Source organism: Lactobacillus hamsteri DSM 5661 = JCM 6256 (assembly GCF_000615445.1).
Taxonomy (GTDB): Bacteria; Bacillota; Bacilli; order Lactobacillales; family Lactobacillaceae; genus Lactobacillus; species Lactobacillus hamsteri.
This window is the reverse complement of sequence record NZ_BALY01000017.1, coordinates 1-24,989: the sequence shown is the minus strand read 5'-3', so window position 1 is coordinate 24,989 and position 24,989 is coordinate 1. Positions and strand designations below refer to the sequence as shown.

At 34.9% G+C, this 24,989-nt stretch carries 22 protein-coding genes, 2 pseudogenes and 1 other annotated feature; of the genes and pseudogenes, 21 read left to right on the top strand and 3 right to left on the bottom strand.

The genetic code is table 11. From position 1 onward, the window contains the following. Positions 1 to 168 precede the first annotated feature (168 nt). Positions 169 to 804, top strand: coding sequence for an alpha/beta hydrolase fold domain-containing protein (locus tag JCM6256_RS05510; RefSeq protein WP_236694706.1), 636 nt, complete (start codon positions 169 to 171; stop codon positions 802 to 804). 59 nt (positions 805 to 863) lie between these two features. Here JCM6256_RS05510 and JCM6256_RS05505 read toward each other — a convergent pair whose 3' ends face one another. After that, positions 864 to 2,081 carry an ATP-binding protein gene (locus JCM6256_RS05505; protein ID WP_025080764.1) on the bottom strand — a complete coding sequence of 406 codons (1,218 nt, stop codon included), beginning with the start codon at positions 2,079 to 2,081 and terminating at the stop codon, positions 864 to 866. Between the two features lie 235 nt (positions 2,082 to 2,316). Between JCM6256_RS05505 and JCM6256_RS05495 the strand changes: the two genes are divergently transcribed. The 6 genes from JCM6256_RS05495 (at position 2,317) to brnQ (ending at position 8,669) form a co-directional block, all read left to right on the top strand. Further along, positions 2,317 to 2,853 (top strand): hypothetical protein, encoded by a 537-nt coding sequence (locus JCM6256_RS05495; protein ID WP_025080763.1) that lies wholly within the window; start codon positions 2,317 to 2,319, stop codon positions 2,851 to 2,853. 152 nt (positions 2,854 to 3,005) lie between these two features. Further along, positions 3,006 to 3,542, top strand: a complete 537-nt coding sequence (locus JCM6256_RS05490; protein WP_025080762.1) for a phenolic acid decarboxylase — start codon at positions 3,006 to 3,008, stop codon at positions 3,540 to 3,542. 52 nt (positions 3,543 to 3,594) lie between these two features. After that, a complete protein-coding gene (locus tag JCM6256_RS05485) occupies positions 3,595 to 4,119 on the top strand; it encodes a PadR family transcriptional regulator (protein WP_025080761.1) in 525 nt (174 codons plus the stop codon). A 71-nt stretch (positions 4,120 to 4,190) separates the two neighbouring features. Then, positions 4,191 to 5,126 carry an AEC family transporter gene (locus JCM6256_RS05480; protein ID WP_025080760.1) on the top strand — a complete coding sequence of 312 codons (936 nt, stop codon included), beginning with the start codon at positions 4,191 to 4,193 and terminating at the stop codon, positions 5,124 to 5,126. Positions 5,127 to 5,301: 175 nt separating this feature from the next. After that, positions 5,302 to 6,615 carry a C1 family peptidase gene (locus tag JCM6256_RS05475; protein ID WP_025080759.1) on the top strand — a complete coding sequence of 438 codons (1,314 nt, stop codon included), beginning with the start codon at positions 5,302 to 5,304 and terminating at the stop codon, positions 6,613 to 6,615. A 383-nt stretch (positions 6,616 to 6,998) separates the two neighbouring features. Further along, positions 6,999 to 7,243: a binding site (T-box leader), on the top strand. A gap of 61 nt (positions 7,244 to 7,304) precedes the next feature. After that, on the top strand, positions 7,305 to 8,669 hold the full coding sequence (brnQ, locus tag JCM6256_RS05470; protein WP_025080758.1) for a branched-chain amino acid transport system II carrier protein: 1,365 nt from the start codon (positions 7,305 to 7,307) through the stop codon (positions 8,667 to 8,669). Positions 8,670 to 8,685: 16 nt separating this feature from the next. Here the strand turns inward: brnQ and JCM6256_RS05465 are convergent, their stop codons facing one another. After that, a complete protein-coding gene (locus tag JCM6256_RS05465) occupies positions 8,686 to 10,320 on the bottom strand; it encodes a hypothetical protein (RefSeq protein WP_025080757.1) in 1,635 nt (544 codons plus the stop codon). A 251-nt stretch (positions 10,321 to 10,571) separates the two neighbouring features. Here JCM6256_RS05465 and JCM6256_RS05460 point away from each other — a divergent pair, with 251 nt between their 5' ends. The 3 genes and pseudogenes from JCM6256_RS05460 (at position 10,572) to JCM6256_RS09875 (ending at position 14,510) form a co-directional block, all read left to right on the top strand. Continuing rightward, on the top strand, positions 10,572 to 11,972 hold the full coding sequence (locus tag JCM6256_RS05460; RefSeq protein ID WP_025080756.1) for a class II fumarate hydratase: 1,401 nt from the start codon (positions 10,572 to 10,574) through the stop codon (positions 11,970 to 11,972). Between the two features lie 7 nt (positions 11,973 to 11,979). Next, positions 11,980 to 13,377, top strand: a complete 1,398-nt coding sequence (locus JCM6256_RS05455; protein ID WP_025080755.1) for a flavocytochrome c — start codon at positions 11,980 to 11,982, stop codon at positions 13,375 to 13,377. A 165-nt stretch (positions 13,378 to 13,542) separates the two neighbouring features. Further along, positions 13,543 to 14,510 (top strand): annotated as a pseudogene (locus tag JCM6256_RS09875) (alpha-hydroxy-acid oxidizing protein). Between the two features lie 54 nt (positions 14,511 to 14,564). On the opposite strand, the gene JCM6256_RS05445 reads toward JCM6256_RS09875, so the two are convergent. Continuing rightward, positions 14,565 to 15,245 carry a dihydrofolate reductase family protein gene (locus JCM6256_RS05445; RefSeq protein WP_025080754.1) on the bottom strand — a complete coding sequence of 227 codons (681 nt, stop codon included), beginning with the start codon at positions 15,243 to 15,245 and terminating at the stop codon, positions 14,565 to 14,567. A 204-nt stretch (positions 15,246 to 15,449) separates the two neighbouring features. Between JCM6256_RS05445 and JCM6256_RS05440 the strand changes: the two genes are divergently transcribed. The 11 genes and pseudogenes from JCM6256_RS05440 to JCM6256_RS05390 all read left to right on the top strand — a co-directional run bounded on the left by JCM6256_RS05440 (position 15,450) and on the right by JCM6256_RS05390 (position 24,880). After that, the gene (locus JCM6256_RS05440) at positions 15,450 to 16,859 is read left to right on the top strand and encodes an ATP-binding protein (protein WP_025080753.1); all 1,410 of its coding nucleotides are present in this window, start codon (positions 15,450 to 15,452) and stop codon (positions 16,857 to 16,859) included. Positions 16,860 to 16,897: 38 nt separating this feature from the next. Continuing rightward, positions 16,898 to 18,226: a C1 family peptidase gene (locus JCM6256_RS05435; RefSeq protein ID WP_025080752.1), complete on the top strand. Its 1,329-nt coding sequence runs from the start codon at positions 16,898 to 16,900 to the stop codon at positions 18,224 to 18,226. Positions 18,227 to 18,337: 111 nt separating this feature from the next. Continuing rightward, positions 18,338 to 19,120: a hypothetical protein gene (locus tag JCM6256_RS05430; protein ID WP_025080751.1), complete on the top strand. Its 783-nt coding sequence runs from the start codon at positions 18,338 to 18,340 to the stop codon at positions 19,118 to 19,120. Between the two features lie 258 nt (positions 19,121 to 19,378). After that, a pseudogene (locus JCM6256_RS05425) lies at positions 19,379 to 19,693 on the top strand (AAA family ATPase); the annotation flags it as partial. A gap of 271 nt (positions 19,694 to 19,964) precedes the next feature. After that, positions 19,965 to 21,017: a hypothetical protein gene (locus JCM6256_RS05420; protein ID WP_025080749.1), complete on the top strand. Its 1,053-nt coding sequence runs from the start codon at positions 19,965 to 19,967 to the stop codon at positions 21,015 to 21,017. A gap of 90 nt (positions 21,018 to 21,107) precedes the next feature. After that, the gene (locus JCM6256_RS05415) at positions 21,108 to 21,611 is read left to right on the top strand and encodes a hypothetical protein (protein ID WP_025080748.1); all 504 of its coding nucleotides are present in this window, start codon (positions 21,108 to 21,110) and stop codon (positions 21,609 to 21,611) included. Positions 21,612 to 21,740: 129 nt separating this feature from the next. Next, a complete protein-coding gene (locus JCM6256_RS05410; RefSeq protein WP_025080747.1) occupies positions 21,741 to 22,331 on the top strand; it encodes a hypothetical protein in 591 nt (196 codons plus the stop codon). Between the two features lie 37 nt (positions 22,332 to 22,368). Next, the gene (locus tag JCM6256_RS05405) at positions 22,369 to 22,992 is read left to right on the top strand and encodes a L,D-transpeptidase (RefSeq protein WP_035438353.1); all 624 of its coding nucleotides are present in this window, start codon (positions 22,369 to 22,371) and stop codon (positions 22,990 to 22,992) included. A 104-nt stretch (positions 22,993 to 23,096) separates the two neighbouring features. After that, on the top strand, positions 23,097 to 23,741 hold the full coding sequence (locus JCM6256_RS05400) for a nitroreductase family protein (RefSeq protein ID WP_025080745.1): 645 nt from the start codon (positions 23,097 to 23,099) through the stop codon (positions 23,739 to 23,741). A 31-nt stretch (positions 23,742 to 23,772) separates the two neighbouring features. Then, positions 23,773 to 24,369: a hypothetical protein gene (locus JCM6256_RS05395; RefSeq protein WP_025080744.1), complete on the top strand. Its 597-nt coding sequence runs from the start codon at positions 23,773 to 23,775 to the stop codon at positions 24,367 to 24,369. A 274-nt stretch (positions 24,370 to 24,643) separates the two neighbouring features. Next, the gene (locus JCM6256_RS05390; RefSeq protein ID WP_025080743.1) at positions 24,644 to 24,880 is read left to right on the top strand and encodes a cytochrome b5 domain-containing protein; all 237 of its coding nucleotides are present in this window, start codon (positions 24,644 to 24,646) and stop codon (positions 24,878 to 24,880) included. Positions 24,881 to 24,989 lie beyond the last annotated feature (109 nt).

The window sequence follows — 24,989 nt, the reverse complement described above, 5'->3', positions numbered from 1 at the left end:
ATAACTTACCAGTTAAGGAAGAATATATATTGATTCCTTTGGTTAATCGTGCTATGCCGACCAGAATTTATACGCCTGAACCCCCCAACGGTAAATGCTTGATTTTTATTCATGGTTACGCGGGAACTTTTGATAACTTTAATTGTGAATGCTGATATTTAGCCAATATTGATAATTTTACCGTTATCTTATCGTTTGGCTCCAGAAACCCCATTTCCAGGTGCTTATCTTGATATTAAAGAGTTTCTTGAATGGATTATGAATCATCAAAGCAAAATCAGTTTTATAGATTCGCAAGTTTACATGACAGGAGATAGTGCAGGTGGTGAACTTTGCGTTGCATGCGGATTAACTGATAAAAAGCATCAAATTCGTAAACTTTTTCCAATGTACGCAGCATTGGACATTACCGACACGAATAAGACGATGTATCATTGGCAGTATTCGGATTATGATATGGATCCAAGCGAAGAAAAATTCATTCGTGCACGACTTAATAAATTTATCTATGTTAATAACGTGATTCGTTTGCTTTATCCTGGTAATGATAGTGTTGAAAATCCGTTAATTAGTCCGGTTTATGCCCATGATTTTAGTGATTTTCCAGATATTACTATGATTGAAGCAGAGTTTGATTATTATTTGCAGAGTAATAAATATTTTGCTAAGAAATTGCGCCAAGCGGGTAAAAATGTGGAAGAGGTTCTATATAAAGGAATAGATCATGGTTTTCTTGATCGGTCAAGATCATGTAATCAAAGTGAAGATATGTTGCAGTTAATTGCAAAGGAAATAAACAAATAAAAAATGATAGACTTCTGATTAAAATGAAGTCTATCATTTTTATTTATTGAAAGCATTAATTATTCTAGTAACCAATCAATTACATTTTTTTGTTGAATACCATCGAAATTATCGTTTGCACCAATTTCATCTAAAGTTAAGAGATATTTTGGATAATGATCATTAATTTTTTCAAAAGGAGATAGTTCTCTTTTTAATGTATTTGGATCAATAACGCTTTCAGAAACTTGATAATATTCAAGTTCATCACCTTTTTGTGCCACAAAATCAATTTCTCCATTGGGTAAACTACCAACAGTTACCTTATAATTTCGTCGTAAAAGTTCTAAATAAACTATATTTTCTAAAATATGTCCACGATCAGCTTTCTTACTTTGAAGTAAAAGGTACCTTAACCCAATATCAACTAAATAATACTTTTCATTGCTTGCTAATAATGATCTTCCATGAATATCATAGCGCGGAGTACGATAAATCATAAGGCTGTCTAGCAATGCATCTATATATTTAGTAACGGTATTTGATGAGATTTTAAAACCATTTGAGGTTAAAGTATTAGATATTTTTCTAATCGATAATTGATTTCCAATATTATCGAATAAAAATTGAACTATTTTATCTAAAATAGACTTATCAGAATTACCTAGACGGGCTTCTACATCACGATAAATAATAGAAGTATAAATTCCTTCTAGGTATTCTCTTACTTGAATTGGATTATTATTTAATTGGAGAGTAAAGGGAAAGGAACTAAAACGTAAATAATTATTATACATTTGTGTGTTGCTTAAATTTTGATCTTTGTATATCTCTTTATAACCAGTTACATATTCTTTAAATGATAGAGGCAACATTTTTAATTCAACAAAACGGCCGGTTAGTAAAGTACCTAATTCACCTGACATGAAATATCCATTAGATCCTGTAAGATAGAGATCTACGTCATTTAATGTGTTTAAAGCATCAGCAATTTTTTCAAAATGAATAATATGTTGTATTTCGTCAATAAAAACATATTTCATTCCATGTACTTTTAATTTCGGTTTTAAGTATTCATATAATTGAGTTGAAGTACTAAAATCTAAAAAATCGGGTGTTTCAAGATTGATTTGAATAATATTCTCTTTTGGAATACCTTGATTGAGAAGATGATTTTGAAAAATCGTGAATAAAGTGGATTTTCCACAACGTCTAACACCGGAAACTACTTTAATTACTTGCTTGTCTTGCCATGATTTTAGAAAATTTAAATAAGAAGGTCTTGGAATTAAAAGCATATTATTTTCCTCCTATTGAAATTTTATCATTTTTTGCTCAAAAGTTTGAGCAAAATCCTAAAAAAATAAAAAATGCTCAAAAATTTGAGCACTTTTATATAAAATGACAATTTTGCTCAAAAATTTGAGCAATTTTTAATACGTAGAAATACTTAAATTTTCTTAAAAGTGCAATTATGAAAGCGCATTTATTATATAATAGAAGAGAAAGAAAATATAAATGGAGGTAAGTGCGATGAAAAAGAGATACTTATTTTTACTTTCATTATTGGCATTTTTAGGCGTGTTTACAGTTGGGATGCAAAGTCAAAGCCAGACAGTTCAAGCTGCTAACCAATACGGAATCGCCCGTAAGTATACAACGCCAAAGGCAACCCGTGGAACTTGGTATTATCGTGAAACTGGCAAGTATAGCAGTGACAAGAAAACAATTTATAAAGTGAAGATCACAGCTCATACTGCTGCTGGTAATAAGTTGTATGTTCCTTCAGAAAGTTTCTTAAAGAAGAATGTTTATAATGTTTCTGCTAAGAAGCGCAATGCATTCATCAAGAAAGTTACAAAGAAGAATATTTATGCAGCTTATGATTTCAAGAAGGGCTTTAACGTTAATAATTGGATTAACTTAGCCGGTGACGGAATTTTCTATATTCCAACAACCAGAAAGGTTAACGGTAAAAAAGTTAAGGCTTTGAAGATTGCTACAGGCGCGAGTCAACAAGCTGTTAGCTATGCCTTCAAGACCAAAGCTTTAGCCAAGGCTGCTAAATAATATAAAAATAGTTTTAAAACACTTGATTCAGTTCAAGTGTTTTTTAATTTGAAAAAATATTTGCATTTATGTTGATAACGACATATACTTATCTATGTAATTTATGTCGATATTTACATAAAGGAGATAAAATTATGGCTGATTTAAATAATATGAATAAAAAATTTAAGACTTTAGACGATTTCGTAGGAACTCACTTTATCTACACTTACGATAATGGTTGGGAATATGAATGGTACTGCAAGAATGATCATACTGTTGATTACCGAATTCACGGTGGCATGGTTGCTGGTCGTTGGGTTAAAGATCAAGAAGCTCATATCAATATGCTGACAGAAGGTATTTATAAAATTGCATGGACTGAACCAACTGGCACTGATGTTGCACTTGATTTTGTTCCTAATGAACACAAGCTTAATGGTACAATTTTCTTCCCAAAGTGGGTTGAAGATCATCCTGAAATTACTGTTTGTTTCCAAAATGAACATATTGATTTAATGCACGAATCTCGTGAAAAGTACGAAACTTATCCTAAATTGGTTGTTCCAGAATTTGCGACAATTACTTATATGGGGGATGCTGGCGCAGATAACGAAGAAGTTATTGCCGAAGCTCCATATGAAGGCATGACTGACGATATTCGTGATGGTAAATACTACACTGAAGATTACAGACGCATTAATAAGTAATAGCAATTTCACGCTTTTTTCGATAAACTAAAGGCAGAAATGAAGTGATTTTATGCCAAAAAAGAGAGTTTTACCATATATAATTTTGGGTATTTTAAAGCAAAATCCAGGCTTATCGGGAAAAGAAATTACTGAGCAATTTACGTGTGAAATTGGTGAATTTTGGAAAGCATCACATAGTCAAATTTATCCTGAACTTAAAAAGATGCTGGCTGATAAGTGGATTGAAAAGCGTTCCAAGGAAGATAATGCTAAAGAAATTGATTATTTTCTGACTTTAAATGGAAAAAGTGTGTTAAAAGAGTGGATTGATCAACCCTTGGAATTACCAGTCAATCGTGATCCATTTTCATTAAAAATGTTTTTCATTAATGATAAAGATGATCCACGTGTTAATGAATTGATTGATGAAGAAAAGCGGCTTTTGAAGGAACAATTGGCACATTTGAAAATGAGAGAAGCACTTTTGTTTGATGATGAAAAAAGGATTCAACAAAATTACGGTCACTACTTAATTCTGACTAGAGCGATTTCTCGAATTGAAGGACAAATTGCTTGGTTAAAATCGATAAAATAAAAAGGGCAGACTCGATTGAGTTTGCCTTTTTAATTATTGGTGTAAAGTAGATAGTGGAAAGAAGGAATGGAATGCCACTTTTGATACCAATTAAGCAAGTAATTATCATGTTTATATTGATGTTAATCGGCTTACTTTGCTATAAAATTGAATTTATTCATAAACAAACAGTTCAAGATTTAACTAAAATTTTGTTGTATGTAGTTTCACCGTGTTTAATTATTAATTCCTTTAAACAGAAATTAACTGCTGAACGTTTAACTCAATTTTTGCTACTGATGATTTTGATTGTTTTTCTTTTTGCTTTTAAAATTGTCGTTAGCAAATTCCTATTTAATAAAAAATCAGTTCCCAATAATGAAAAAAGAACAATTCTGAAATATGCTGGAACTTATACTAATGCTGGTTTTATGGGCTTGCCGTTAATTCAAGCGATTCTAGGCAATAATGGTGTTTTTTACGGTGTGCCTTACTTAATTTGTTACAATATTTTCCTATGGACTCACGGAATTAGCTTATTTAAAAAGCAAGATAAATCGTTGGCCGAAAATATTAAGCAAATTATTTTAAATCCTAATATTATTGCCGCGATAATTGGGATTCTGATTTTTTTATTCCAAATCCAGATTCCTGATCTTATTGCCACACCGATGAACTATATTGCAGATATTAATACACCGTTAAGTATGATTGTCATTGGCACCAATCTAGGATCAATTAGCCTAAAGGGGGATCTTATCAATCGTTTTACTTGGTGGGGAATTTTAGTAAGAAATATTGTATTTCCTTTATGCGTACTGGGGATCCTTTACTTAGTTCCACTGAACAATTTAGCCAAAATCTCCACTTTAATTATGGCTTCTTGTCCAGTTGCTGGAATTGTTGTGCTGTTTAGTTTGATGAGTGATTTTGATGTTAAATTTCCAACAGAATTAATGTGTCTGTCAACGTTAATTTCCGTGGCGACCCTACCAATGATGATTGTCCTTGGTAATTTGATTTTTTAAAGGAAAATAATTATGAATACACGGAAGTTAAACCACATACGTTTGAATTTTAATAAAAATATTACTTTAGCATTAATTCATATTTTGAATATATAGATTAATGCTTTTATTTTTAGCCAAGTTACGGTATTATTTAAATTAACAAAAAATTAAAATGATAAATAGAGGTTTTAATATGAGTATATTATCAGAGCAAGAAATCGCAGAATTTTCTGCCGATTTCAATAAAAATGATAAAAATCAAGTTGCTTCTCGTGCCGCACGTCGTAGCGGTCTTCTTGAAGCATCATTTAATGATCATGTTTCGGAAAGATTGAATCAAGTTTTCTCAACTGAACTTGATATTGGTGGCGTAACTGACCAAAAGCATTCCGGTCGTTGCTGGGAATTTTCAAGTTTAAACGTTTTACGCCATTATTTTGGCAAGAAGTACAAGGTGAAGGATTTTACTTTCTCTCAAGCTTACAACTTTTTCTGGGATAAGATTGAGCGTGCCAATGCTTTTTATGATGCAATGATCCGTCTAGCTGATAAGCCACTTGATGATCGTGAGGTCCAATCTTGGCTTGAATTTGCTGGTCAAGATGGCGGTCTTTGGGGAATGGCGATCAATTTGGTTAGAAAATATGGTGTTGTTCCTTCATATGCAATGCCTGAAAGTTTCAACTCCAACAATACGACTGGCTTAATCGATTCTTTGGCTCGTAAGGAAAGAAAAGATGCCTTAGTATTGCGTAGGCTAGCTAATGCAGGAAAAACTGATGAACTTGAAAAAACTAAGAAACAATTCTTAAATGAAGTTTATCGTATTGCTGCTGTGGCTTTAGGCGAACCACCAAAGAAATTTGACTTGGAATATCGTGATGATGATAAAAAATATCATTTAGAAAAGGATTTGACTCCACATCAATTTGCGGAAAAATATCTTGGCGACTTTAAATTTGATGATTATGTTGTTTTGTCAAACAGTCCTAATTTTGAATACAATAAGTTATATCACCAAGCTTTGTATGATAATGTTGCTGGTGGCGATCCTATCACTATGTTGAATGTGCCTATTGAATATTTGGAACAAGCTGCGATGGCACAACTTAAGGATGGTCAAGCCGTTATTTTTGGCAATGATGTTTTGAAGCAAATGGAACGCAAAACTGGTTATCTTGATAGTGAACTTTACAAGACCGACGATTTGTTTAGCGTTGATACGCAAATGAGCAAGGCAGATCGTCTTGCTACTGGCGAAGGATATGCCACTCATGATATGACTCTAGTTGGTGTTGATGAAGATAAAGGACAGATCCGCAAATGGAAAGTTGAAAATTCCTGGGGCGATAAATATGGCAATAAAGGTTTTTATATTATGAGTCCGCAATGGTTTGAAGACTATGTCTACGATGTAGTTGTAAATAAAAAATATTTGACTAAGGAGCAAGTCGAGATTGCGGAAGGTCCAGCCATTGACCTTAAGCCTTGGGATAATATTGGTTAATAACTATGAGAAAAAGAGCAATAAATTTTGCTCTTTTTTGTATAAATTGAGCTTTTTTAATGCAAAAAAACTGAATAGATGGTATATTATAAATGTAAGGTAAGCGCTTACCTAGAAATATATCTAGTTTATAGAAATGAGGTGTTCCGGTGGTTAATAATCAAGAAATTGAAGATCCATATTCAAATTCACGAAATTACAAAACCACACATCGAGACACCGATCAAGCAGAGGTCTAATGCGTACAAGCACTTGATCTGTGTTCTGGATGAAAAGGCGAGAGTTACGAAGTACGTAGCTCTCGTTTTTGTTTTGAAAAATATTAAAAAGCTATTGACATAAATTATAATAAGATTAAAATAATAATCAATAATTTAATAGATCTGAAAACAAAGAGAAAGAAGAGTAGTTTAATCGATATTTACAGCGAGTCTCGTTAGGTGCAAGGAGATAAATTTAAGATTAAATGAAAATCACTTTCGAGTTCTGTTTCTTAATTTTTAGAGTAAGAAACAGTGGGAACACCCATTATAGTGTCGGCGTATCGCCATTTTGGCCGTACGTATAAGGTATTGTTAGCAATAACGATATGAAATAAAGGGTGGTACCACGTTACGACGTCCCTCAATCAAAGCAATTTTGGTTGAGGGACTTTTTTTGTGATCAGATAATTTCAGGAGGAGAATATCATGAATGATTTAACATCTCAAAAATTGACATGGAAGCAATATTTAGTTGTTGCATCCCTATTATTTGGTTTATTTTTTGGAGCAGGGAATTTAATTTTTCCACTTCATTTAGGCCAACTAGCTGGTGCAAATTGGGGAAGTGCAGCAATTGGATTTCTGATCACAGGTGTTTTATTACCCTTATTATCAGTCTTAGCTGTTGCTATTACACGCTCGGAAGGTGTTTATGATATTGGTAAGCCTTTAGGGGCAGGATTTGCAATTGTGTTTATGGTTTTGATTCACGCAACTATTGGACCATTGTTTGGAACACCGAGAACTGCCACGGTTTCATTTACAGTTGGAGTTGCTCCATTTGTTCCCCAAAATATGCAAACTGTCTCATTATTAATTTTTTCTGCAGTATTCTTCGGAGCAGCTTTTGCTTTTTCATATCATGAAAACAATATTTTATCTAATGTCGGCAAAGTATTAAACCCATTATTTTTAGCTTTATTGTTTTTAGTCTTCGTAGTAGCTTTTTTAAATCCTTTAGGAAATCCGCAAACTGCACCTATTACAGCTGCTTATAAACATTCTGCTTTAGTTAATGGCTTTTTGGAAGGCTATAACACTATGGATGCCTTAGCCGGTTTGGCCTTTGGTGTTACTGTTGTCACGGCGGTTAAATCAATGGGACAAAAAGATGAAAAAAGCGTGTCTAAAGTAGTTGGAAAATCTGGAATTTTAGCTGTCGCGGCTATTGGTTTGATCTATTTATTATTAATTTTAATGGGAGCCATGTCTTTAGGTCATTTTAAAGTTTCCGACAATGGTGGTGTTGCTTTTAATCAAATTGTTAACGAATATGGAGGCATTTTTGGTCAAGCATTACTTGCTTGTTTGTTAACAATTACTTGCTTAACAACGGCTGTTGGTTTGGTTGCCGCATTTGCTCAAGATTTTCATAAACATTTTCCAAAAGTAAGCTATCATACTTGGCTTTTTCTAAGTTGTTTAGCATCGTTTATCACCGCCAATATTGGATTAGATGAAATTATTGCTTGGTCGACGCCAATGCTTATGTTTTTGTATCCTTTGTCGATGACTTTAATTGTTTTATCTGTTTTTTCACCATTATTTAAAAAGGATGGTACAGTTTATTTCTTTATGATTTTATTTACCGTTGTACCAGCTTTTGGTGATATGATCGTTGCTTTTCCAAACGTAGTTAGTCAAAGTCAATTTGGTTTAGCCGTTGCTTCATTAAGAGATAAATTACCACTAGCAAATATGGGATTATCCTGGCTATTGCCAGCTTTAGTTGGATTAGGCATTGGATTGGTATTTTACTATTTGAAAACTAAAAGAAATACATTAAATTAAATATTTCAGCAAAAAACTAATTATCAATCATCAGCATTTTTTCATCATTGTAGCTTTTAGCCTGCGTAATTGTTTTTACTAATACATATTTTTCATTACCATTTTCATCTTTGGCCTTAATATATAAATTAGCGCATACTCGTGAAAGACGCTCAATTTCATTTCTTATTAGGTATGAATCGAGATTAGCAAAATTACGAGTATAGTAGATTCCATCATATGTTGTGATTGTATTTAAATTTTGCCCTGTTAACGTTTTAAGAGAATCTGTTGCTTCTGCAATAGGTTCTTTTTCTTCTGCAATTTTTTGAATAACGGAAAAATCATAAAAGTCTTTATTGTTTTTACGTTGTTTAGGAATAATGAATGATTTTTGCATACGTTGATTCAGGACGCTTTTTTTAATTTGTAAAATTTGTTGGATCCCATCTTTGCTAATTAAATTATTGCTGGCCTCCAATTTGTTGCTGATAAGCCAATCCTGATATTTTTGCCGATAATAAAGATGATTAGGTTTAGTATCGTCTTTTTCAGCCATTATGTATCCTAGCAATTCTTCTTTAGTAGATGGAATAGGCAGTCCGCCATTTTGCTTATTTTTCAAAGTACAATCTTCAATAGTTCCTAAATCGGTTACTTTGTTGGATAATTTTGTTTTAGTAGAAAATATAATTTTGTCACTTTTGACTAATTGACCTAATTCTAGAATTTTCCCTTCATATTTAAAATATGATTTGGTAATGATATTTTGTCCATTTTCATTGGTAATATTAGATAAACGAATAATCGGAGTAAGATTATTATTTTTACGCGAAATATAGGTTATTGCATTAACAGTTCCGATATATTTGCCATTGCTAATAACAGTTTGATTTTCTTTTTTCGTAGAAGTAACTTCGTCCTCTTTAGAAAGGTGACTATAGTAATGAGAATAGTTGCTTTTTTGAAAGGAAATAGAAACTTGAGAGGGCTGAGACAATATTTCATTAGCATTGCTTTTTGAGTATTTAGCTATTGCTTCGCAAGAGTTGGTGCATTTTAGAATCCAATCATTTTTTCGATCATAATTTGTCTTTATTTTTGCATTTAAATTTGTTTGTATAGCATTTGTCCTTTTATTACCAATTAAAATTCCGGCACCGCGAATTACTGTAGCGTTAAAACCATATTTAACTTCATTTTGATTTCCTAAATATGTATCGACGGAACTAATGCCACGAATAGCATCCCCAATTGCAATAGTTTGAGTATTGCTATCATTCTGAATATATTTAATTTTATTAGTGCGAATCCAAAGATGATAATCAAGCAATTGCGGCTTTTTAGGATTATCTAAAGTTAATTTGTCAATCAGAATACGGGGATTTTCCTTATTATCGATAATAATATCCGAAACAATCCCAATCCAATTAACCAACTTATTATTTTCATAAAAAGGAGCTAGGGCTTCATGTCGTGAATTATCATGCCTATATTTGTTCATGTAATGCTTTATTGCATATTTTCGTTCAATATTGCATTGCTCATCAATTATGTTTTTTCTAATAGCTTTCTTTTGAAGATAGGGAAAAGTTAATAGCGCATCGATATCTTGATGATTGTGTGTTTGGGTCTTGTTAAGAATATTTGTGATGAAATTAAAAAAGCTCATATTAGTCCTCCGAACGTATTTTCGAAGAATAGTATATAAACAAACGTTCGAATAAGCAAGCGAACATAAAATTAAATTTAAAAGAGAAAATCGAAAATTATCTTCTGTAAACTAAAATAATAAATTAAAAATTATAATTATTATTTGTCAGAAAACGCTTACGTGATATAGTTTAGAGTGTAAGGTTATTTAAATTTTAAAAAGATTTAGTTGATATTTATAAAATTAAAAATTTGATTAGGAGACTAATTATGGCTGAAGAAAATTATCGTATTGAAAGTGACACTATCGGTCCTGTAAAAATCCCTAAAGATGCATTGTGGGGTCCACAAACTGAACGAAGCCGCAACAATTTCCCAAGCGGTGAATTAATGCCATTAGCAATTGTTCGTGCTTTTCTTCATTTAAAGAAGGCTGCTGCCGAATCAAATGTTGAAGTTGGCGATGAACCTAAGGAAAAAGGTGAAGCAATCGAAGAAGCTATTGATCAATTGCTTGCCTTAAGCGATGATGATTTGCGCAAAGATTTCCCACTTCACGTATTGCAAACTGGTTCAGGTACACAAAGCAACATGAACGTAAATGAAGTTGTTGCTAATTTAGCTAACAAAAATCATCCTGACCTTGATATTTTGCCAAATGATGATGTTAACCGTGGTCAATCATCAAACGATACTTACCCAACAGTTATGAATATTGTTGCTATTGAAGCTTTGGACAAGCTTGAACCTGCGATCCAACACTTGATCGACGAATTAAAGGTTAAGGAAGATAAGTACTGGAAGACTGTCAAAGTTGGTCGTACACACTTGCAAGATGCTACCCCATTGACTTTTGGTCAAGAAATTTCTGGCTACATGGCAGCTCTTAAGCATGATTTAAAATATATCCAAGAATTAAAACCTACTTTATATGAATTAGCAATCGGCGGAACTGCTGTAGGTACAGGACTTAACGCAGCTCCAGGAATGACTGAAAAGATTGCTGGTAAGTTATCCGAAGTTTACGGTCATAAATTTGAAGTTGACACTAATAAATTCTGGGGCTTGGCACATCACTCTGGTCTTGACGTTGTTCACGGCGCGCTTAAGACTTTAGCCGCTGATATGTTTAAGATTGCTCAAGATATTCGTCTTTTGGCTTCCGGCCCACGTGCAGGCTATGGTGAATTAAATATTCCAGCAAACGAACCGGGCTCATCAATCATGCCAGGAAAGGTTAACCCAACTCAAGCTGAAGCTGTAACTATGGCTGTCGCAAAGGTATTTGGTAATGATACAACTATTACTTTTGCTGCTTCACAAGGTAACTTTGAAATGAATGTCTTCAAGACAGTTATGATTTCTAGTTTCCTTGATTCATGTGAAATTTTGACTGGAACAATCATGGGCTTTGCTGATAGAATGATTCATGGTTTAACCGTCAATGAAGAAAGAATGGATGACTTGCTTGATAACAGTTTGATGACTGTTACCGCGCTTTCACCACATATTGGTTATCATGCTGCTGCTAAGATTGCGCAAGCTGCTCAAAGAGAAGGAACGACTTTGCGTGAAGCTGCACTTAAGAGTGGCAAGGTTACTGAAGAGCAATACGACGAGTGGATGGATTACATGCAAATGACCAACGTCGATAAGAGTAAGAAGGAATAGGAAAATAATGGCTAAATTTATCTTTAAAACCAAAGATGCATCTGAATTAGCTCCTAGTTATGATGCGGTAATTATTGGTTCTGGCGGAACAGGAATGAGTGCTGCTATTCAGGCTCATGAACTTGGCTTGAATGTTGTGGTTCTTGAAAAGAATGAAAAATTAGGTGGTAACACCAATAAAGCTTCATCTGGGATGAATGCTTCAGAATCAAACGTTCAATATGAACACGGAATCATTGACCACAATGCTGATTTTTACAAAGAAACTATGAAGGGTGGCGGCCTTATGAACGATCCTGCCATGCTTAAGTTCTTTGTTGATCATTCAGCAAGTGCGATTAGTTGGCTTAAGGATCATGACATTGTTGTTAATGATTTGACTATCACTGGCGGGATGAGTCGCAAGCGTTGCCACCGTCCAGCAAGCTTAGCTCCGATTGGTGCATTTTTGGAAACTAATTTATTAAAGGTTGCCGAAAAAGAAGAAATTCCCGTTTTCAATGAAGTTAAAGCTGTTAAGTTAATTCAAGACAATAACAAGCAAGTTACGGGTGTTGAAGTCGAAACCAAGGATGGCAAGAAGACGATTACTGCTAAGGCCGTTTTGCTTGCTACAGGTGGATTTGGTGCATCTAAAGATATCATTGCCAAATATCGTCCAGATTTAAAGGATTACAAAACTACCAACCAACCTGGCGCAACAGGTGATGGTTTAAAGCTTGCGGAAGCTATTAACGGTCAACTTGTACAAATGAATTTGATCCAAGTTCACCCAACTGCTCAAACTGATAATCCACGTGTCTTCTTAATTGGAGAAGCTGTTCGTGGTGAAGGTGCAATTTTGGTTAACAAGGCTGGCAAGCGTTTTGTCAACGAATTAAATACTCGTAAGATTGTTTCTGATGCAATCACCAATTTGAATGAAGATGGCGCATACCTTGTTCTTGATCAAGGTATTAGAGACCACGCTAAGGCTGTTGATTTCTACGATTCAATTGGTTTAGTTGAACATGGCGATAGCTTGGAAGATTTAGCTAATAATATTGGTGTTAATGCCGAAAACTTGAAGGCTACGGTTGCTAACTGGAATAAAGAAGTAGCCGCTGACGACGATACTGAATTCGGTAGAAGTACAGGTATGGATCGCGGTATTGAAAAAGGTCCGTTCTTTGCTATTCACATTCATCCAGCAATTCACTACACAATGGGTGGTATTCACATTACACCAGAAACTAAGGTTTTGGATACTAATGGTAATGTCATCAAAGGTTTGTATGCTGCAGGTGAAGTTTCTGGCGGACTTCACGGCAATAACCGTATTGGTGGTAACTCAATCGCGGAAACTGTTGTCTTTGGCCGTCAAGCTGGTATTAAGATGACAGAATTCATTCGTGAAAATAAATAATAAGAGATTTATTGATAAATAAGAAAGTCCTAAACAATCAGTTTAGGGCTTTTTTCTAGCGAAAAATGAAAAATTATCGTTAAAATAAAAGATAAGAAAACGATAAATAGAAGAAGGGATAACATGAGTGAACACAAAGAAGATGCCGTTACTGGTGCGTCTTTTATGAAAGAATTGAAGCAAGAAAAAGATCCAAGTAGTCCATGGCCAGGTCCTAAGGGAATGATTCCTGTGACGAGTGGTAAAGCTGATGATGCGAATGTCCATAATCGCGCATATTTAGATAATATTTTGGTAGAAATGCGCGTGATTGACGCGGTTAAGCCAGATTTGACTACTGAGATTTTCGGCAAGAAATATGCTTCACCATTGACTTTAGCAGCTCTTTCTCATTTGAATAAAGTTTTAGATGATAAAAGCAGAAAGCCAATGCAAGAAAAAGCCGCTGCGGCTAAAAAGATGCGTGTGTTAAATTGGATCGGTATGGAAACCGATGAAGAATACGCGGAAATTGTTGCCGAAGGTGCGGAAACAGTACGAATCATTAAGCCCTTTGCCGATCATCAAAAGATTTTGGATGAAATTAAATTTGCGGAAGATCATGGTGCGGTAGCTGTGGGCATTGATATTGACCACGTTGCTGGCACGAATGGTGATTATGACGTTGTTGACGGGATCCCGCTTGGTCCAATTACTGAGGAAGATTTGCGTAGATACGTAAATTCCACTAAGTTGCCATTTGTTGCTAAAGGCGTTTTGTCGGTTAGGGATGCATTGAAGCTTGGAAGGCCGGATGCAAGGCGATTGTTGTCTCTCATCACCACGGCAGAATTCCATTTGGCCTGCCACCTTTGAAGGTTTTGCCTGATATTGAAAAAGCATTACAGGGCACAAACATGACAATTTTTGTTGATGGTTCGCTTATGTCGGGCTATGATGCGTATAAAGCTTTGGCATTAGGCGCCGACGCGGTTTTAATTGGACGTGGGATTTTGCCAGAATTGCTTGATGATGGTGAAAAGGGCGTTGAGGATAAACTTCAGAAGATGAATGAAGAATTATCGCAATTAATGCTTTATACAGGAGTGAAGGATACAGAATCATTTGATCCTAGCGTGCTACATTTTAATTAGAAATAAAAAAGACGGGAAATCACAAAATGATTTTCCGTTTTTTGATTTAATATTTTACTTTTCAATTAAATAGCGAAGCCAAATTGCACCGTCATCGTAGGTTTTGACGTCTTTTACTTTAAGCGAAATTGGTTTGCTGTTCTTGTTCATACCGTCAAAAACAGCAGTTTCGCCACCACGGCCGTCAACTCCTGGTCCAATCACCAAGCTGATTTCATCAACTAAACCTGCTTCAAGCATCCCGCCGTTGATATGTCCGCCACCGACAATGCTTAAACGTTCAACATCGAATTCATCAGCTAATATTTCCATTGCACGTTTCAAATCAATGTGCTTTTCACCTACTGCAATCCAAGAAATATGACGCTTGGTTAAATAATCGAGATATTCTTTGCTGGCTTGTTCACTAGTGATGATTAAATGTGGCTGGTTGGCATTTGCGTCGTCGCCCCAAAGAAGGGTGCCTTTCGTATCAACAACGATGTTGTAGCCCGTAGCTTCATTATTTTTTGAAAAAGCTTCTTTTCCAATTGTTTTAGGATTGTTTGCTTCGAATTTTCCGCCGCTCGTCAATTCAGTTTCGGCAGTAACGCGGCCGCTTAAGTTGCTTGGACAATTAATTGCACTTAAAGTATCGTAATATTCTTTATTGCCACGAAGTTGAGCAGTCATATCGCAGTCAATGCGACCGTCAATGGATGACATCATGTGTACGATAATGTATGGTTTATTCATAGAAATCACTCCTTTATATATTAATATTGTATTTGCGAATGAAAAATAAATCTAAGACTTATATCTAATCGAAGGAGATAATTTTAGATTATAGAAGATGATTTTTTTGCAAATTTGATTCCTATATATTACGATAATTATAATTACAGTAATCGTAATTACTGTAATTTAAATTACTGTAATTGTAATTACGAAAGGTAAAAAATGAACGAATTCGTTGGACGTGAGATTGAATTAAAAAATTTAAATAAAATGTATGACAGTCCCAAATTTGAAATGGCTGTTGTATATGGACGCAGACGTGTTGGGAAAACTTCTTTAATTAAGCAATTTATTGAAAATAAACCAGCTATCTATGTTCAGGGAGTTGAGGCAACTTCAGAAACAAATTTACGCTTTTTATCGAACGCAATTCTGAATTTTGAAAATCCAGATCGTAATAATAGAAATAGAACTTTTAATGATTATCAAGAGGCTTTCGAAGAAATTCAAGACATTGCTGACAATCAAAATGAAAAGCTGATTTTTGTAATGGATGAATTTCCATATTTTGCGGAATCTGAACGATCAATAAGTTCAATTTTACAGTTTGAGATTGATAATTTATACAAAGAAAATAACAATATTATGTTGATTCTTTGCGGTTCGTCAATGTCGTTTATGGAACATCAGGTTTTAGGATATAAGAGTCCTCTTTATGGAAGAAAGACGGGGCAGTTTAAAATCCGTCCGTTTAATCTTTTTGATACTAAAAAAATGCTTCCTGATGTAAACGATGATGATTTGATGGCATATTATGGAATCACGGATGGTATTCCACAGTATTTAAGTTTTATTGATCAAAAATTAAGCGTTGATGAAAATATCAGAGAACTATTTTTAACTCAAAATGCACCATTACAGAATGAACCTAATGTTCTTTTGCAAGAAGAACTAAGAAAGCCAGCAACATATTTTTCAATCTTAAACGCTTTAGCGCATGGTAAAACAAAAAATTCAGAAATAAGCCAAGCTATAGGGATGACTAATAACAACAGCATTAGTCAATATTTGAATAATTTAATTGACTTGGAAATTATTGAAAGAAAACAACCTATTCTTGAAAAAAATAAGCGCAAATTTATTTATGCTTTCAAAGATAATATGTTTAAGTTCTGGTTTAAATTTATCGCTGAATATCAAGACCAGATTGCGCTTGAAAAAACGAAGGGATTGCTTGCCAATATTATGGAGGAATTACCTCGCTTTTTAGGTCCTGTTTTTGAACAAGCTAGCAAAGACTGGCTGTGGCAAAATGATGATTTACCATTTGAACCTAAAACCATTGGAAATTGGTGGGGAAATAATCCAGCATTACGGAAACAAGAAGAAATTGATATTGCGGCAATTAATTTTAATGATTCTGAAGCAATTGTTGGTGAATGCAAGTGGAGAAACGCGGATAAATTAAATCATGAAATGGTCGATACTTTGATTAGAAGAGCTACTTTATTGCCTAAGATTAAAAAATCTTATTTATATTTCTTCACTAAAGAAGTTACAGATAATTTTTCTAAATATGCGCAAGAACATAATGTAAAAGTAGTTAAATATACTGATTTCTTTTCAGATTAAGGGTAAAATATAAATAAATTAAAAAATGAGGGATAACTATGAAAAATCAAGGAAAAGAAATAACGTCAGATTTACTTGACCGTTTTTCAAAAGAATTAAAACAAGATAAAATGGCTGCTATCGCAGGTCGTACGATTGCGAAAAACGGCTTCTTGGCCAGTTCCGCAGATCCAGCTTCTAGCGCACGCAACAATATGACCTTTTCAATTGAAGTACCAACTGGCAAGGCAACTAATCAAAGAAGAAGTGGTCGTTGTTGGTTGTTTGCGGCACTCAATACTTTGCGCCAAGAATTTGCTAAAAAGTATAATGTCAAAGATTTCGAACTTTCCCAAAATTACAGTTTCTTCTGGGATCGTTTAGGCAGAGCCAATCTTTTCTTGCAAAGAATCGTGCGCAGCGCTGCCGAAGAATTAGGCGAACAACATGTTCAAGCATACCTTAGCTACGCTATGGATGATGGCGGTGAATGGGATAATGCCGCAGCCGTTATTGAAAAATACGGTGTCGTGCCAAGCTATGTCATGCCAGATACTTTTAATACGAAAAATACTTCTGAGTTCGACACAATTAATGCTAGTTTGCAAAGAAAAGATGCTATTGAACTTCGTCAAATGATTAAAGATGGCAAGTCAGCTGAAGAAGTGGAAAATCGCCGTCAAGAAATGCTTAGCGAAATTTATCGTCTATGCGTTTTGGCATTCGGTGAACCACCTAAGAAATTCGATTTGGAATACAAGGATGATAAAGGCAATTTCCATCAGGAATTAGATGTAACGCCAAAAGAATTGCTTGATAAATTCATTGGCGTAAATCTTGATGACTTCGTTGAATTGGTTGATTATCCTGATCATGAATACAATCATGTTTATTGGAATGAAATGCAAGACAACGTTGCTGGTGGCTACCAAACTGAATATGTTAATGTCGATTTCAAATATCTTCAACAGGCAATTATTGATCAATTGAAAGATGGTCATATTGTTTGGTTCGGCTGTGATGTTGGCACTGATTCTGATGCACGCAAGGCCGGCTGGCTTGATGACAAGCTTTACCACCAAGAAGAATTGATCGGCATCGATTATAAGATGAATAAAAAAGATGGCCTTATCACTAAGCAAAACAGCGCAACCCACTGTATGGCGATCACTGGCGTTAACTTAGTCAATGGCAAGCCAAATCGCTGGAAGGTTGAAAACTCTTGGGGCGATGGTATCGGCGAAGGCGGATATATGTGTATGACTCAATCTTGGTTTGAAAAGTATTGTTACCAAGTTGTTGCCAATAAGAAATACTTGCCTAAGGAAGTTCTTGACGTGTTGGCTACTAAGCCTATCAAAGTTGAACCTTGGGATACTTTATTTTAAATTTTGAAAAAATATAAAAAGCATTAGAACGAATTTGCATGTTCTAACGCTTTTTTCTTTCAATTTTGCTAGAATAGAAAAGTACACATTTTCATGACATTGGAGTAAATAATGAAGAAAATGAAACTTTTTGCAGGCATGTTGGCGATGTTAACTTTGGCAATCAGTTTAACAGCCTGTGGCAATAATAAGGAATCAAAAACAAAAAAGGCACCAGAAAAGCTGCCTACATACAGTCAAATCAGTAAAAAAGCGGAACAGTTCAAGGATTATAAAGATTTTCATATTATTTCTAAAAATAAAGACAATCATAATTCTGAAAAACTTGAGATGCGCTTTACTTTAAAGCCTTACGCTTACTATATTTATAGCCGTGATATTGAAGATTCTGTCTTAGAAGTTTGGAATATCAACAATACTGAAAGCTATATGAAGCAAAATGACAGTATTGTGAAGACGACCAATCCTAATCCGAGCCCTAGTCATGCGATGAATAAAAAGAAGTTCACGAAATTGCTTAAACAAATGGGCAAGAGCTTTGAACACGCAGATGTTAAGGCTTTAAAGTGGAAGATCAGCCAAAATAAAAATAATTATATTTTGACCTATAATTGTGATAAGCCAAATCAAAAGAAGATTAAGGACTATATCTGCAATGACCGCCGAATTGGCCTATCTATGAAGCAGGTTTATGGTACGGTCCGTAAGGCTCATATTCAATATTTTGTTGATAAAAAGAATTATGCAATCAATAAGGTTGTTTCAACATATGAAATTGTAAATGCCAATAACATTGCAAAAGTAAGCAATTATACAGCTTTGAATGATAATATCGACGTGACTGTTCCTAAAGCAGTAAAGAAAAACGCAACAGAGATTAGCGGAGTAAATTAAAAAATAGATAATTAATTTACTGTTTCGCGATTTTCTATTATAATAAAGATGCCCTGATGTAGGGCGCTTAAATACTACATTAAGGTGGAAAAGATGATGGGCTGATCGTTAAAGCAGGCAGAAGTGATGACTCTGCTGTGCTGATCAGTTAAGGCTTATGTATGGTGAAGAATACATATGGTAATGAAGATAAAGGATAAGCAATCTGCTTTTCGTTTATCTTCTTTTTGTTTGGAAAGAAAAAAATGAAACAAGAATCTTCATCTTTCCTTGGCTCCGAAGTCGAACGCAGTATATATGGCTGCGCGGAATGTTGTCGAGGATGTGAAAAATACGCTAAATCAGTCGGTACCGATGCAGATTCGCAATGGTGTAACCAAATTGATGAAAGAAGAAGGATATGGTAAAGGTTATCAGTATGCTCATGATAGCAAGGATAAAATTACTGATATGCAAACCATGCCGGATAATTTGGTTGGTCATGAATATTATTATCCAACTGAGCAAGGTCACGAAATCCGCTTTAAGAAGCGACTTGAACAGATTAAACAGTGGCACGAAGAATATGAATAATTAGTAAAGATTAAAGACCTGTTACTAAAGATTTTTAGTAGCAGGCCTTTTTGTTCCATAACGGGAAATATAAAAATGAGAATGAGAAAAATTTAAATAATAAGGAAGTTTGAAATTTTTTATTTGATCACCTTGCTTTCTTAATTGCTATGATTATAAGATTAGTCGCTAAATAAGAAGATTTTATGACGAATTTGTAATTATTTTTCGTTAAAAAGTAAAAGTATTCTATAATTAAATGGTTAAGAATGCAGAGTAATAGGGAGAAAATATGAGAAAAATAGGGAAGGTTTCAATAATTTTGTTGGCAGGTTTGGCTCTTGCGGGATGCAGCCAAAAGAAAGAAAAAAGTACTAAGGGCAATGATCAGCTTAAGGTCACTAAAGTGAAAAAGAGACCGAGCAAAATGGGACATTTGTCTGCAAATGATTTAAGCCCACAAAAAACAGTTGCCGTGATTACCGCATATGCCGGCAATCGTTATGCAGGTGGCTGGAATAAGGCTTTGAGCAAGGGACAAGCTGACGGCTTGCAAGTTAGCTTGAGAAATCAGGATGATTATTCTTATATGAAAGACGGTAGTGGCGTGGCTTATATGGTTGCTGCTAATGCTGGCTATACTTTGAAGCAAGATGGCAATGATAATATTTATTATTTGTTTTCAAATGGTAAGGAAATCGAATCTGTTTCGATGAAACAGATGGTTGATTATTTGAATAAACGTAATTCTGATGCTTTGGTAAATAATTTGGCTAAAAATGCGAAGGTTAACGATGACCGCGCAAGCTTTGATGGGGATGATTCGTCGAATTCTTCGGCGTCAGCTTCAGGAAAGAAGTCCAATATCCAAGGGGATAAGGGATTGTTTAATGTTCCGTCAGGGATGCAAGGAACTTGGTATACTTATTCAAAATACCATAAGAAGATTATCACTTTAGTAATGAACAAAAATAAAATAAGTGGTACAGAATTTAAGCAACCTTTAGAATTGCATACAATTGATGAGAGTTTCGTTGAAGATAATTCTTATTACAAAATGCCAAAATCATATCAAAATGCGACTAAAAACTGGGGAATGGTACAAGTTCCTAATAAACGTATTAATGGCATTGATTTTATGAATGTTCGTTCATGGATGCAAGATGCTGGCGATGGAGAATATTATGGTTTGCATACAGAAAAGGGACAGACTGTTTTAGTTGAGGGTGCAGGCGCAGGCGCCTTAATTGATGAGGTTTATTGGAAAACGCCAGCCCTTGCTAACCAGTATAAGAATGTTAAATTTGGCGATTTAAAGTATTTTGAATTGCCGGATGAAGATTAAAATAAAAATTTTAACGTGCAAAAAAGAAGAATTGCAGTCAATTTTTTCAAGTTGTGATAACTTAAAAATAGTTTTTAGGAGGAGTCACAAATGAAGAAAAAAGTATTAGCAATTATTTTTGCATTGTTCATTGCCTTGGGAGTAGGAATTTCAACTGGCAAGGCTGCTTATGCTGCACCTTATGGCGCTAAATTATATACAACGCCAAAGGCTTTGCGCGGAACCTGGCATTTCAAAAATGGAAAAACCGTGACAAGTGGCTTGAGTTCAAAGTATTTACACGCATACAGCAAGATTAGAATTACCAAGCACCAAATTACCTTCACCCGTCGTGCAGGTAAGAAGGCCTTGTCTGGTACTTATACTTTCTATGAGCCGAAGGGTCACTACACTGAAAAGAACATGATGGCCGCTGAAAAATATGCTAATAAGCATAAGTGGTTAGCTCCAACTGATCATGGTAAAAAGTCTTTAAGCTTCAGACATAATTGGCTTCATCAATTCGGAGAATCAGCTACAGGCGAGTTAAGCGTAATTAACAGTAAAAATATGAGATTTGCTAACCTATACGTTAGAGACTATTTCAGAAAATAAGTATTAAAGCATCTAGTTTGTGTGACTAGGTGCTTTTTTTATACAAAAAGCACGATTTTGTATGAAAGGTTATTGTAACTGCGATTAATTCCTGATATTATTTCATAAAACAAGATAAAAGGAATTTATATGGAATTATTAGTTGATTTAAACTGGGAAGATTGGCATCAGTTAAAAGCTACAGGGAAGTTTGTTTTAAGAGAAGATGACTTTCTTCGACAATTGTACGATACAGAAAATTTTGCCGATAGGGCAATTATTTCAGCACAATTAGTGTCTTCACGAATGCTAAAAAGATTATTAAGCCCAGCCAAAAAGCAAATCTTTGAACCGGGTTTTTTGCAGATCGAAACGCGCAAGTACGAGGATATAGAACCATTTATGAATTATAATCCTAGCGATAAAATCGTACTCGTTAAAGTCGATGTTCCAGACGATCAAATTTTAGCTATAAATGCTGAAGTTTGGGATGATTTTGATATTCAAGTAATGGATTGTGTTAGTAAATTGATTGATGCGCATAACAAGATGAATATTGATCAATTAATGGAAAGCGTCGACGATATTTTTAATGTAAACATTATAGATCTGTTTAATATTGATGAAGATGGAACGACACTTTATTTCATAAGAGAGGTCAATTTAGAACGAGTAGAATTTGTTCAATATATGATGAACGGCAATTTTGTGAAAATTGACCATCCGGCTAAATGGAGATAATATAAAACCGAGTATACTATTTGAAAGTAGCGATAAAATGAATAAGAAATTCAAAACAATCCTAGCATCTGTGGCTTTAGCGACAGCTTTTTCCGTGACCGCGGAAACGCAAGTAAGTGCAGCAACTAAAACCGCTGTAACTAAAACTAGTGCAAAGACTAAGTTAAAGAAAACTAAGTATCAACCATATGCGGATCCTGCTGATATGCGTAAGATGACAGGCACATATTGGAAGAAATCTAGTCAAACTAAGACTAAGTATCCTAATTTGCGCAAAGTAAAGAATTTGAATTTACGCGTTTCAATTTTAGGCAATCGTGTGTATGTCAGAAGCGGCAATAAGGTGCTTTATACTATGTATTGTTCTGCAGGAAAGATGGTAAATGGCAAGAGTTTAACTCCAAGAGGAACTTACCGTACTAATTCATACCATCCCCACCGTTTTTCATCTGCATTTTACCCAGTGGGCTGGATTGGCCAATTGTATTTGTTCCACTCCGTGCCAACGCATGAATGGTCAAATACCTTTATTCCTAAGGAAGCTCACAAGTTGGGTAAAAAGCCCGCAAGTCATGGCTGCGTTCGTTTATCAGTAAGCGATGCAAAATGGCTTCATGATCATGTACCATATAATACTAAAGTAATTATTAAGTATAGATAAATATAAGAGTCACGAATTTAGTTTCGTGGCTTTTTTCATGCATTTATATTCAAAATAATATATCATATGTGTAAGCGATAACACTTAGATGATAGGAGAAAATTATGGCTATTGTTAATAACGATTTTCACAAAATTTTGACAGAAAGACATTCAGTTCGTAGGTTTGATCCATCAGTAAAAATTAGTCGCGATGAAATGAAAGAAATGCTTGAAGAAACTATTACGGCTCCCTCTGCATGCAATCTTCAAGCTTGGAAGTTCATCGTTGTTGACACTGATGAGGGGAGAGAAAAGCTGCATAAATATTTCATGAAGTTTAATTTCCCACAAATCGATAATAGTTCCGCAGTTGTTTTGTTCTTTGGAAATACGTTGGCATATAAGAAGTATAGCCAATTGTGGCATAACATGTACGAATCCAAAAAAGTGACAAAAGAAGCAATGGATGCGGCTTTGAATACCTTTATGCCTCTTTATGAAAAGGCCCCAAGAGAAATGCTTGTTGCGGATTCCATGGTTGATTCATCCCTTGCTGCTATGCAATTTATGTTGATTGCACGTGAACACGGTTATGAAACAAACGCGATGGCCGGCTACGATGCAGGTAAGGCCGCAGAAGTTATGGGATTAGATCCTAAACAATATGTTCCTGTTATGGCAATTGCAATTGGCAAGCATAATCCAGAAGCTGAAGATGAGATTACTACAACAAGATACCCGCTTGATGAATTGGTTGACTTCGAATAATTTTTAAAGTTGTAGAAAAGAGGTCGTTGCGATGGAAATTACTCATTTGCCAATACTTAAAAAGACGCTTAAGCCGCTACAAAAGCAAATGCCAAAACTTGAAAGAATTAAGAAACATAAAGACGAGGCTAAGGATGCTCGAGTTAAAGCGGATGTGAATGGTAAGTCTTTTGTTTATTACTTGGCTGATGATCATTTTGAAAAGCTTCGGAGAAAAAAGGATAAAGTTCTTAAGATCAAGGAAGAGAAGATTGCGGTTTACCAAGCGATCAAGAAAGATGGTAAAGAATTTTATTACTTGGGGGATGTTGAGCTGAAAGGCAATGTGCTTAGCTTATTTGTTTCGGCTGAAAATATTGAACCTAAGAGAGCGTTGGTAACAACTTTTGAGGTTGATGAATCAGAGGAGCCTGAAGTTATTGAACCATCGCCTGTGCTTGCCTCCGCGGAAGATGAAACTGTTCCTAACTTAGTTGGTGCCCAGATTGTCGATCCTGAGTTGTTGCTTAAGCCAACTAGAAAACCTGAAAATGATTCAAGACGTTTGCATCGTTATAGCAGAAAAGCTTTGAAAAAGAAGAAAAAGACACGGAAGATTGGTGCTAAGAGTAGACGCCGAAATAGATAGGGGTGGCTGAAGAATACTTTCGATAAAGAAGCTAAAAAGTTATGGTTATTTCCGTAACTTTTTTCATTTGTTAAAATTAAAATAAATCTGATATAGAGAAGAGATCGAATGAATAATTTTTTTAAAAAAGAAAAGCCAACCAAAAAGGAGCGAATCAACGCCCTTATCTGGTCCGTCATTGTTACCGCACTGATTGTGTATTATTGGTTCAATCATTAGCAATTATGCTATAATTTAAGCAACTTATGAAAAGTAAGACGGAAGGAAAGAGATCATGAAAGAATTCACTTTAAAGACTTTAGCAGAATACAACGGTGAAGATGGCAAGCCTGCCTACATTGCAGTCAAAGGCAAGGTTTACGATGTTACCAAGTTTTTTGCCCATGGCGCACACCACGGCATTAAGGCTGGTCAAGATTTAACTGAGGCTATGACTGGCGGAGCTCATCCTCACGGCGACGATGCTTTGGCTCATATGGAACCTGTTGGCGTTTTAGTTGATGAAAAGTAGTGATCTTTATGAAAAGAATCTTAGCAGTTGCTGGCTTGACCATCATCGTTTTTGCGGTGGGACTTGCCACAACAGGTAAAAAAGTTAAATAAAAAAGGCTCTTTGTCAA

What these genes read in the sequence shown, in the direction of transcription:
- JCM6256_RS05505 (WP_025080764.1), bottom strand. Translation starts at nt 2,081, where the DNA reads ATGCTTTTAATTCCAAGACCTTCTTATTTAAATTTTCTAAAATCATGG.
- JCM6256_RS05465 (WP_025080757.1), bottom strand. Translation starts at nt 10,320, where the DNA reads ATGAGCTTTTTTAATTTCATCACAAATATTCTTAACAAGACCCAAACA.
- JCM6256_RS05460 (WP_025080756.1), top strand. Translation starts at nt 10,572, where the DNA reads ATGGCTGAAGAAAATTATCGTATTGAAAGTGACACTATCGGTCCTGTA.
- JCM6256_RS05420 (WP_025080749.1), top strand. Translation starts at nt 19,965, where the DNA reads ATGAGAAAAATAGGGAAGGTTTCAATAATTTTGTTGGCAGGTTTGGCT.
- JCM6256_RS05410 (WP_025080747.1), top strand. Translation starts at nt 21,741, where the DNA reads ATGGAATTATTAGTTGATTTAAACTGGGAAGATTGGCATCAGTTAAAA.
- JCM6256_RS05485 (WP_025080761.1), top strand. Translation starts at nt 3,595, where the DNA reads ATGCCAAAAAAGAGAGTTTTACCATATATAATTTTGGGTATTTTAAAG.
- JCM6256_RS05440 (WP_025080753.1), top strand. Translation starts at nt 15,450, where the DNA reads ATGAACGAATTCGTTGGACGTGAGATTGAATTAAAAAATTTAAATAAA.
- JCM6256_RS05455 (WP_025080755.1), top strand. Translation starts at nt 11,980, where the DNA reads ATGGCTAAATTTATCTTTAAAACCAAAGATGCATCTGAATTAGCTCCT.
- JCM6256_RS05395 (WP_025080744.1), top strand. Translation starts at nt 23,773, where the DNA reads ATGGAAATTACTCATTTGCCAATACTTAAAAAGACGCTTAAGCCGCTA.
- brnQ (WP_025080758.1), top strand. Translation starts at nt 7,305, where the DNA reads ATGAATGATTTAACATCTCAAAAATTGACATGGAAGCAATATTTAGTT.
- JCM6256_RS05445 (WP_025080754.1), bottom strand. Translation starts at nt 15,245, where the DNA reads ATGAATAAACCATACATTATCGTACACATGATGTCATCCATTGACGGT.
- JCM6256_RS05435 (WP_025080752.1), top strand. Translation starts at nt 16,898, where the DNA reads ATGAAAAATCAAGGAAAAGAAATAACGTCAGATTTACTTGACCGTTTT.
- JCM6256_RS05495 (WP_025080763.1), top strand. Translation starts at nt 2,317, where the DNA reads ATGAAAAAGAGATACTTATTTTTACTTTCATTATTGGCATTTTTAGGC.
- JCM6256_RS05400 (WP_025080745.1), top strand. Translation starts at nt 23,097, where the DNA reads ATGGCTATTGTTAATAACGATTTTCACAAAATTTTGACAGAAAGACAT.
- JCM6256_RS05405 (WP_035438353.1), top strand. Translation starts at nt 22,369, where the DNA reads ATGAATAAGAAATTCAAAACAATCCTAGCATCTGTGGCTTTAGCGACA.
- JCM6256_RS05430 (WP_025080751.1), top strand. Translation starts at nt 18,338, where the DNA reads ATGAAGAAAATGAAACTTTTTGCAGGCATGTTGGCGATGTTAACTTTG.
- JCM6256_RS05490 (WP_025080762.1), top strand. Translation starts at nt 3,006, where the DNA reads ATGAATAAAAAATTTAAGACTTTAGACGATTTCGTAGGAACTCACTTT.
- JCM6256_RS05475 (WP_025080759.1), top strand. Translation starts at nt 5,302, where the DNA reads ATGAGTATATTATCAGAGCAAGAAATCGCAGAATTTTCTGCCGATTTC.
- JCM6256_RS05390 (WP_025080743.1), top strand. Translation starts at nt 24,644, where the DNA reads ATGAAAGAATTCACTTTAAAGACTTTAGCAGAATACAACGGTGAAGAT.
- JCM6256_RS05480 (WP_025080760.1), top strand. Translation starts at nt 4,191, where the DNA reads ATGCCACTTTTGATACCAATTAAGCAAGTAATTATCATGTTTATATTG.
- JCM6256_RS05415 (WP_025080748.1), top strand. Translation starts at nt 21,108, where the DNA reads ATGAAGAAAAAAGTATTAGCAATTATTTTTGCATTGTTCATTGCCTTG.